This is a genomic window from Pseudomonas sp. dw_612 (genome assembly GCF_018449725.1).
Taxonomy (GTDB): Bacteria; Pseudomonadota; Gammaproteobacteria; order Pseudomonadales; family Pseudomonadaceae; genus Aquipseudomonas.
In genome coordinates this window covers 19,985-29,271 of record NZ_JAAVVC010000008.1, presented here as the reverse complement: position 1 = coordinate 29,271, position 9,287 = coordinate 19,985, and the positions used below count along the sequence as shown (strand labels likewise).

Here is a 9,287-nt window from a genome sequence, read left to right as displayed (position 1 = left end):
GCGAAATTAAAGAAAGAAATCCATACGGAAGTAGATCGGTGCTTCGCGCTCGGTCAGCGCATCCGGGCGTTCCAGGGAATGGGCGAAAGTCACGCTGGCGGCCAGGTGCTGGCCGCGAGCGAACAACTCCACCGAGTTGCTGGACATCCGCCCATGCTGGTCACCGTTGTAGCGAGTGCCGCTGATCACGCCCTGGTCGTAACCGAGGCTGGTGCCGTATTCGGCGAACACCGGGCGCAGCCATTCGAAGGTCACCGGACGGCTCCAGCGCAGGTCGTTGCGCCAGTAGCCACCGCTGTCGCCGGACAAGGATTGATCCTTGTAGCCGCGGATCGACGATTGCCCGCCGAGGCTGGTGCGTTGCGGACTGAACAGCACGTCTTCGCTGTGCTGGCCGGTCATCAGGCTGCTGAAACTGAACGACTCGCCCCACAACTTGAACGGCTGCAAGTAGCTCGCGGTGGCGGTGTATTTGCGGTAGCGCGCGTCCGGCTCGCCAGGCCCCGGATGCCCGTTGCCCTGTGCGTCCAGAATGCCGATGCCTTCCTGCATCCCCAGGTCCAGGTTGACGAACGCACTGCCGACCCGCCGACCATGGTTGATGCCGAACTGCGCTTCGCTGATGCGATTGCTGCTCAGCGCCAGCTTGCTGTCTTCGATGAAGTTGTTGGTGCGCAGGTAAGACAGGCCGGTGCTGAGGGAGGTTTTGCTCACGGCGTCGCGATGAATCACCCGCTCGACCCGCAACTGGTGGTTTTCACTGTCGCCGGTCTGTTTGAAATTGAAGCCATTGGCTCGCGCCTGCGAGCGGTACTCGCTCTGGCTGTAGGTGTAAGTGAAGTTCCACCAGCCCCAAGGCAGGCTGTAATTAAGCATCGCGTTGTTGGAGGTATGCTGGTGATCACTCATCGCGTCGTGACCGCCGCGCAGGTTCAACTGATCCGCCAGGCCCAACGGGCTGTCCCAGTCGAACGTGGTGCCCCACTGCTGCTCGCCGGTGCTGCGCTGGCCGTCATTGCTGCGGGATAACCCGGCACGCCAAGGCTTTTGCGGGGTGTTCTTGACCAACACTTCACTGCCACCGACGGCCTGGCCCGGGGACAACTCCATCTGCGCCTGATTCGATGGCAAGCGGTTCAACTGATCGACCATCTGCTCGATCTCCCGCAAGTTGACCAACTCCCCGGCCTTGCCCGGAAATGCCATGCCCAGCTCACGGTCCGACAGCTTGCTGTCCTCAGCGCCCTTCAACCCTTCAAGCTTGCCCTCGACCACCAGCACCTTCAGATGGCCGCCGGACATATCCTGCTGCGGCAAGTAGGCGCGACTGGTGACTAGGCCTTTTTCGATGTAGTGGTCGGTGATGACCTTGAGCAATTCATTGAGCTGAGTGACGCCCAGGCACTGATCGATAAACGGCTTGAGCAGGTGCGCTTTCTCGCCTTCCGAGAGACTGTCGGCGCCGCTGAGCTCGATGTCCTTGATAGGGAAGCAGCGAGTGTCGGCGGGGGCTGCCGGCAGCGTTGGCTTAGCTTCCTTGCCGGGTAAATCCTTAAGCTCTTCGAGACGACGACGTTGCTCGTCGAGGAGCCGATCCTGGCGTTCACGGATCAGGTCGGTATCACCAGGAGTGGGGGCAGCGTAAGCAGGAATTAGCGGAGACAGGCACAGCAAAGCCAGGCACAACCTCGCCACGAGGGCGGGTGGGTACATGTTCGATCCCTCGAAATGGAGAGTAGTAGCACAATAGTGGCGCGATATTAGATGGCCACTATTTTGGCGTCAATGAATGGATCCATCCAGCGGTGAGGGCCGACGAACGGTAGGTCGCCGGATTTTGTTATGGGAAATGGGAGGTGGTGATGAAAACGAGCGACCTGTGGGTCGCCCGTTTTGCAGGGTGCGTATCCGCTTCAATTCAGACTTTTTTCGCTGCTTCTCGACGCGCTCACGCTTTCTTTGGTTCCTGAACCTCGATCCAGCCCTTCTTCAAATAAGCTGTCGCTACGATTCTTCGAATCGAAGCAGCATAAATCACATGCAATGAAATCAGCGCGAGACCAAACCACGGCCCACCCACCGCAGCGGCGATGCCTCCAACAACAAGACAAATAGTCAAGTGCACCCAAAGCTCTGCGCAAAACAAGTACAGCAAGCCAAAAAACAACGTCGCCAATACTTGAAAGGCATCAACTTCTTCGATTTTGTCACTTTCTGGATGCTTGAAATACCTGGCCAACTTCACCCCCTATGATTTCGATATAAAAATAAACTCCGCCAGTTTTCTCTTTAACCTTCACGACAAAACTAAAACAAAATGACAGGACACACACCATGAAGTGTAGAAACCACATACGACTCCAGACCATTCTTGTCGGCAATAATCCTAATGACTCTCGAATCATCGAATACGAGTTCCAACACTCCATCGCCTCCGAAACTGGCAGACTTCACATTTTGGTTAAGAAACTCATAAAACAAAACGGAGGTGTAAACATCTTCACCGTGCCCCGACAGGCGACTAAGACCATCAACACACTCAAAAGGACACTGACACATTACAGACGCACCGCTTGCAAACAGTAATAGTTGCGAGCCAACCCCTACCGTTACCCCCACCAGGCTGGTGGACTCCAACGCTACCAAGTCTCTTCTATCCAGCATAAACTTTTCTCCTGACGAGGCGATGGAAGAACTTTTATCGGGACAGATTTATTTACCAAACAGTTCTATTCCCTCCCCTTCTCACAAACCAACAATCACACGAAAGTCACTCCTCAGCAACCACACTAATCAGCAAGCACTTGCCATCTTTTTTACCCACAATACTTATTGGCACACTTGTAGTTCCACCATCAAAGGAAAGCTCAACCTTAATACTCTGATCCTCAAACGAATTAAGCTCTTCAATTAACTCTTCGACTGTTTTTCCGCGACACTTCCAATCCAACATATTATCAACCATTTAATCCCCCATTCGTTTTAAACGTCATGTCATATGCACCAAGACTAAATACGGACCAAATTCGCGACTTTCCTCTTTAGAATTTAATTCTCAGGCATCGACGCGATACTATATGGCCACTATTTTTAGGTCAATTTTTGGATCCACCCGAAAGCCAAGGCCGACGACCGCTTTTGATGGTCTAGACTTCGGCAGTAATCCGCGATGCTATCTTCATCCCCGAGCCGTCAATGTCACCCAAGAAAAGCAACCGAATGTCACGCGTTCTGGTGTACGTCCTGGTATCGATTGCAGCCTTGTATCTGCTGTTGTGTGTTGCGCTGTTCGTGTTTCAGCGCGCCCTCATTTATTTCCCGCAACCCAGCGCCATCGGAACACCGGAAACCCTGCTCAAGTTGTCGGTGGCGGATGCGGACTTGCAGATCTCCGTCCGGCCCCACGATGGCCCCAAGGCGTTGCTCTACTTTGGCGGCAATGCCGAGGACGTCTCTCGAAACCTGCCTTCGTTTTCCGAAGCCTTTGCGGATCATGCGATCTACCTGCTGCACTACCGAGGCTATGGTGGCAGTTCAGGCTCGCCTTCCGAGGAAACCATTGCCCGCGATGCCCTGGACTTGTTTGACCGGGTCTATGCCGAACACCCGCAAATTGCCGTGATCGGTCGCAGCCTCGGCACGGGCGTCGCCATCCGCCTCGCCAGTCAACGCCCGGCGGTGCGGCTGATTCTGATCACGCCCTACAACAGCCTGCTGGAGCTCGCCGCCCGCCAGTTCCCGGTTTTTCCGGTGAAGTGGCTGTTGAAGGACACGTTTGACTCCGGCGAGTACGCCGCGCACATCAGCGTGCCGACGCTCTTGATCGCGGCGGAACACGACGAAGTGATCCCGCGTTCAAGCACGGAGCGGCTCTATGGGCATTTCAAACAGGGGGTGGCGTCGCTGAAGGTCATTGCGGGTGTGGGGCACAACTCAATTTCCGAGAGCCCCGAATACCTGAAGTTGATCGGCGCCGGCCTGTGAGTTCAAGCCCGCGTCGAACGCTTGGACGCCAGGCGTTGCACCCAGTTTCCGCCATTGACTCGCTGGCATTGTTCTTCGGAATCGAACTGCACATGGGCCGATGCCGGGCTGACCGGAACGTCCGCCTCGGTTAACGCGAAGGCCGTCAGCTCAACCATGCGTTCACCCTGCCCGCTGGCCAACGCGTGGTCCTTCTCGGCCTCGGTATCAAAGACCCAGATCACCCGCAGGCTGGAGGGGAATCGGGCGTAATCGACTTCGTGGGTCAGCCAGCAGAAACCAACGATTTCGGCTTTGGCCGTTTCGCACGCATCTGTCAGGGTCGCGACCAGGCGACGTTCGATGTGGGCTTGGTCGCGTTTGCTTAAAGCCATCGTTGGGTCCTTTTGACTGGCGTGGGAGAGCGGCAATCATACGTTACCGTTCTGAATCTTTTGTTGTCTGTGCGGGCCTCTTCGCGAGCAAGCCCGCTCCCACAGGGGATATGTGAACGCCACAGATCCAATGTGGGAGCGGGCTTGCTCGCGAAGGGGCCCTCACACCCCCCACAAATTAACCGGGTTGGCTCATTTCGGCCGCCGCACCGCCCTCACCTTTCCACTCCCGCCTCCACCACAAAAGAACTGATCACCCCCATCGGACTCCAGCCCGGAAACGCCAATCCCCGTCGGCATCTTCACGCTTTCCAGCACCTCGCCCGTGGCCGGATCAACGCGCCGCAACTCGCTCTCATCGCCTTCCCACGTGCCATGCCACAACGCACCTTCGACCCAGGTCACGCCAGTGACAAAACGGTTGGATTCGATGGTGCGCAGAATCGCCCCAGTCTCGGGGTCGATCTGATGAATCTTGCGGTCGCGGTACTCGCCCACCCATAGCGTGCCTTCGGCCCAGGTCAGGCCCGAATCGCTATTACCCGGCGCGGGGATGGTGTGGAGCACGCGGCCGGTCCCGGGGTCGATTTTCTGGATGCGGTCGGCGGCGATCTGGAACAGATGCTCGCCGTCGAACGCGGTGCCGGCATCGGCGGTGACGTCGATCGAGCGCAAGGTCTGGCCGCTGGCCGGGTCGAGGGCATTGAGTTTTTCGCCACTGGCGAACCATACGCGCTGGCCGTCCCAGGTCACACCATGCACGGCATCGACACCGGCAAAGGGTCCATATTCACGGAGTATTTCGGCTGTTGAGTGTTTCATGATCGCGTCCTCAGTCACGGGTTGGTGAGGTGATCCTAATCACTGGGCAGCGGTGCCGTGAGTAACAAAGTCGTCGCGAAACCCGGCACCGGCGGGGTCATCCAGCGCCGCGCGCGACCACGCCCGAACGACTGCACCTTGTCGTCCGCCGCCAGTGTGTCGAGTGCTCGCTGCACCGTGCGCTGACTGGTGCCGAGGGCCAGCGCCAGGGCTGAACTTGACCACGATTCGCCATCGGCGAGGAAGGCAAACAGCGCGGCGTATTTCTCTTCGACCGGTGGCGCCAACAGCACGACGTCGCTTTCGCCCCGCGCCACCAACGCATAACCGCGCGGGGTGGCGGTCACGCTGGCCAGGGGGTCCAGCGCCGCACGCAGGCGGCCGACTTCGACGCGCAACCGCGCGCGATGGGACTCATCGCTGAGCTTCAGGCGAAAGGCTCGGGCGATCAGCGTTGCTCTCGACACGTCCGCAGGCCAGGCTTCGGCCAGCGCTCGGGCGATGGCGAACAACACCGGGCGCGTGGCCAGTGACACCGACATACCGACACCGCGCACGCTGTAGCGGCAGGCGTCCACCACCAACGAGGTTGAGGCGAGCAACGCTTCAACTTCCGCCAACAACAGCGGCCGCTCCTGGTCATGGGCAATCAATCGCGCGACGGGCGTGTCGAGGATTCGGGCGGCGTGTTCGACCTCGGCGCTCAGTGCCGGGATCGCGGCGTCATGGGCGGCCGCTTCGGCGCGGGTCAGGGCCGCCCGAGCCGGGTTCGATTGCAGGCGCCGCATCGCGATCCCGGCCACCACCAGTTCATGCACCGCGCGCAGTGCCGGCGGCAGTGGCGCGGGGTCGAGTTCGGCGAGAGTGTGCTGCGCGTCATCCAGACGTCCGATCAACAACAAGCGCCGAATGTCCAGATACCGCGCATGGGCGGCGTTGACGACATCGCCGTGGGCCTCGAGCGTCACCCGCGCCGTGTCGAGCTGCTTGACGGGCCAGCCCAGATCCCGTGACGCCAACGCAATCTCGGCCTCGGCGACCACACACCGCGCCCGCGCCAATGCCTCTTTCGGCCCGAAGGCCCGCGCCGCGCGCTGCACCAGCGACCTCGCCCGCACCAGATCGCCGAGCTGCGCCATGGCGATGCCGCGCAGTGCCAGCGCTGCCGCGTCGTCGCGCAAGGCAATCCGGTTCAGCGCACCGAGAGGATCACCCGCCGCCAATGCTCGCGCCGCTGCGGTGATCAGCGAATCCATCTGAATCGCGCCACAGGTGTCACTCCTCTCGTCCGATGCACCGTGTTGAGTCTATCTCACGATGACGGACCTTGAACTGATCCGGGATCCCAACGCTCTTTCCCACGCGACCTATACTCACGCCCATGGATTCATCACCGACCGTCGCGGATGACTGGATCGCTGGGCGACTCGCACATTGCAACCATCAGGTTTGCCCGGGCGCCGTGACAATGGATCAAGGACGAGTCAATGGACCTTTCAGCCTACGCGGCCCCGGCCCCCACCCGCCAAAGCTCGGTGACCAGACGCCTGGCGTTTGCGATGGGCATTCTGTTTATCGCCGGGGTTTGCATGGTGGTCGGTGCGCTGTTCAGCATCGCCACCGGCCTCGATTCCGAAGACATCAACGACACGCGGTTTTACACCGCACGCGCGCTGGAAAATCGCATCACCGCCTCAAAAAACTACATCACCAGTTACGCCTACTGGACGTCCGCCTATGACCACTTGAACGGTGAAGTGGATACCGACTGGGCGTACACCCAGCAAAACATGGGCAAAACCCTGTTCGCCAGCGATGGCTACGAAGGCGTGTTTGTGCTCGATCGGGCGCACACCAAATACGCGGTGATTCGTGGGCAATTGGTCGAAGGGGAATTTTCCAGTTACCTGTCGGCGTCCGCCGCAGCGTTGGTGGATCAGGTTCAGAGTCAGGCTGAACTGACGAAGCCGATCAGCCTATACACCATGTTCGAAGGATGGCCCGCCCTGTTGACCGCCGAGGCGGTCATGCCGAATGACGAACGTCCGATTGAAGACCCGAAAAGCACGTCAGTGCTGGTGTTCGTCGATCAACTGACCGCCGCCAAACTGCATACTCTGGGCACCAGTTATGGCCTGGAAAATCTGAACCTCGCCCCCGACGGCGCTCTCGCCAAAAAACAACAGCAGGTTCCGCTGGAAACCACCGGCTACAGCCTGATTGCCGAACTCGATCAGCCCGGCAAACATTTGTTATGGTCGCTGTTGCCACCGTTGGGCGGGACCCTGGTGGTGCTGATGTTGCTGACGGCCTACTTCTTTCGTTATGCGATGCGTTCATCCCGATACGTCGACAGCAGTTATGAAGTGTTGCAAGCCTCCAACCAGGCACTGGAAACCGCCAATCATGCCCTGGAAGCCAGCGAGGAGCGCTTTCGTGCGGTGGCGGAAGCTGCGTCCGACTGGATCTGGGAAATTGATCAAGGCCAATTCATCACCTACCTATCCGGACGTTTCAGCGCCGTCACCGGGTTCTCCGATCAGCAATGGCTGGGACAAAACATCGAGCAATTGCTGTATTGCGACACCACGCCGCTGGCCCTCTGGCTGAACAAACTGACCGAGGAAACCAGCGACAGCGACCTGCGTTGTACCTATCGCGATCAAAGCGGCCAACAGCGCTACTGCCGGGTGTCTGCCCGACCGATTTTCGACAACGAAACGGTCATTGGCTATCGCGGCACGGCCAGCGACATCACCGATGAAGTCGCGGCCCATGCGCAAATCCAGCACCTCTCAATGCACGATGCGCTGACCGGATTGCCCAATCGCAACAAACTCGCGCGCTACCTTGAAGATGCCTTGTTGCTCAAGGAACACTCAGCGCCTCTGACGTTGCTGATGATCGACCTGGACAACTTCAAGCCGATCAACGATTCCCTCGGCCATCCCGCCGGCGATGCTGTGTTGCAAGAAGTCGGCGAACGGCTGCGCGAGTGCACCCGCGACCATGACATCGTGGCCCGGCTCGGCGGTGATGAGTTTGTCGTGGTGCTGCACAACATGGACAGCCATAGCGAGATCGACAAGTTCTGCACCCGCCTGATCGAAAGCCTGCACCGGCCCATCCACCATGAAAACCATACGCTGCATGTCGGCGCCAGCCTGGGCATCGCCCTCAGCCGCCGCCAGGGCTACCTGCCCAGCGAATTGATTCGCTGTGCCGACATCGCCCTGTACAAGGCCAAGTCCGACGGCAAAAACACCTGGTGCTACTTCGAAGCGCACATGAGCGACCAGATCCAGCATCGTCGCCAACTGGAAGACGACCTGCGACTTGCCGTGCAGAGGCACGAATTTGTGCTGCATTACCAGCCACGCTACAAAGTCGACGGCAAGGAAATTGTCTCGGTCGAAGCGCTGGTCCGCTGGCAACATCCGACCCAAGGGCTGCTCGGGCCGGACCTGTTCATTCCGTTGGCCGAGCAAACTGACCTGATCGTGCCGCTGGGTCGTTGGGTCCTGCGCGAGGCCTGCGAAACCGCCCTGACCTGGCCGGACGACATCCTGCTGTCGGTCAACCTGTCCCCGGCCCAATTCGCCCGCAGCGATGTGGTCGAGGATGTGCGGGAAGTGCTGGTCTCGACCCGCTTCCCGGCCAGCCGTCTCGAACTGGAAATCACCGAAAACGTGATGCTCAACGACATCGACGGCGCCCTCACCACCATGAACGCCCTCAAGGAACTCGGCGTGCGCTTGAACATGGACGACTTCGGCACCGGCTACTCGTCACTGGGCTACCTGCGCGCCTACCCGTTCGACGGCATCAAAATCGACAAACGCTTCATCGCCTCGATGGGCAGCGGCGGCAACGACCGCGCCGTGGTCCAGGCCATCATCGGCTTGGGCAAAGCCATGGGCCTGACCGTCACCGCCGAAGGTGTCGAAACCGAAGAACAACTGAACATCCTCGGCGCCGATCAATGCCACGAGGTGCAAGGCTTCTACATGAGCCGCCCGGTCGACAAACAGGCCTTCAGCAAACTGCTCAGTCAATCCCGCTCCTAACCAAGATCTTTGTAGGAGCGAGGCTTGCCCGCGAAGAGCC

At 59.2% G+C, this 9,287-nt stretch carries 8 protein-coding genes; 2 read left to right on the top strand and 6 right to left on the bottom strand.

Annotation, left to right across the window (positions count from 1 at the left end; genetic code table 11):
- Positions 1-6: 6 nt before the first annotated feature.
- The 3 genes from HB680_RS14445 to HB680_RS14435 all read right to left on the bottom strand — a co-directional run bounded on the left by HB680_RS14445 (position 7) and on the right by HB680_RS14435 (position 2,965).
- Positions 7-1,713: a ShlB/FhaC/HecB family hemolysin secretion/activation protein gene (locus HB680_RS14445; RefSeq protein WP_213939304.1), complete on the bottom strand. Its 1,707-nt coding sequence runs from the start codon at positions 1,711-1,713 to the stop codon at positions 7-9.
- A 235-nt stretch (positions 1,714-1,948) separates the two neighbouring features.
- The gene (locus HB680_RS14440) at positions 1,949-2,239 is read right to left on the bottom strand and encodes a hypothetical protein (RefSeq protein ID WP_213939303.1); all 291 of its coding nucleotides are present in this window, start codon (positions 2,237-2,239) and stop codon (positions 1,949-1,951) included.
- A 531-nt stretch (positions 2,240-2,770) separates the two neighbouring features.
- On the bottom strand, positions 2,771-2,965 hold the full coding sequence (locus HB680_RS14435; protein WP_213939302.1) for a hypothetical protein: 195 nt from the start codon (positions 2,963-2,965) through the stop codon (positions 2,771-2,773).
- 254 nt (positions 2,966-3,219) lie between these two features.
- On the opposite strand from HB680_RS14435, the gene HB680_RS14430 reads away from it, so the two are divergent.
- Positions 3,220-3,984, top strand: coding sequence for an alpha/beta fold hydrolase (locus HB680_RS14430; protein ID WP_256735538.1), 765 nt, complete (start codon positions 3,220-3,222; stop codon positions 3,982-3,984).
- 2 nt (positions 3,985-3,986) lie between these two features.
- On the opposite strand, the gene HB680_RS14425 is transcribed toward HB680_RS14430, so the two are convergent.
- The 3 genes from HB680_RS14425 to HB680_RS14415 form a co-directional block, all read right to left on the bottom strand.
- Positions 3,987-4,358, bottom strand: coding sequence for a hypothetical protein (locus tag HB680_RS14425; protein WP_213939300.1), 372 nt, complete (start codon positions 4,356-4,358; stop codon positions 3,987-3,989).
- A 192-nt stretch (positions 4,359-4,550) separates the two neighbouring features.
- Complete coding sequence (locus tag HB680_RS14420) at positions 4,551-5,180, bottom strand: PQQ-binding-like beta-propeller repeat protein (RefSeq protein WP_213939299.1); 630 nt, start codon at positions 5,178-5,180, stop codon at positions 4,551-4,553.
- 35 nt (positions 5,181-5,215) lie between these two features.
- Positions 5,216-6,436: a helix-turn-helix domain-containing protein gene (locus HB680_RS14415; protein ID WP_213939298.1), complete on the bottom strand. Its 1,221-nt coding sequence runs from the start codon at positions 6,434-6,436 to the stop codon at positions 5,216-5,218.
- Positions 6,437-6,667: 231 nt separating this feature from the next.
- Between HB680_RS14415 and HB680_RS14410 the strand changes: the two genes are divergently transcribed.
- A complete protein-coding gene (locus HB680_RS14410; RefSeq protein WP_213939297.1) occupies positions 6,668-9,247 on the top strand; it encodes an EAL domain-containing protein in 2,580 nt (859 codons plus the stop codon).
- Positions 9,248-9,287 lie beyond the last annotated feature (40 nt).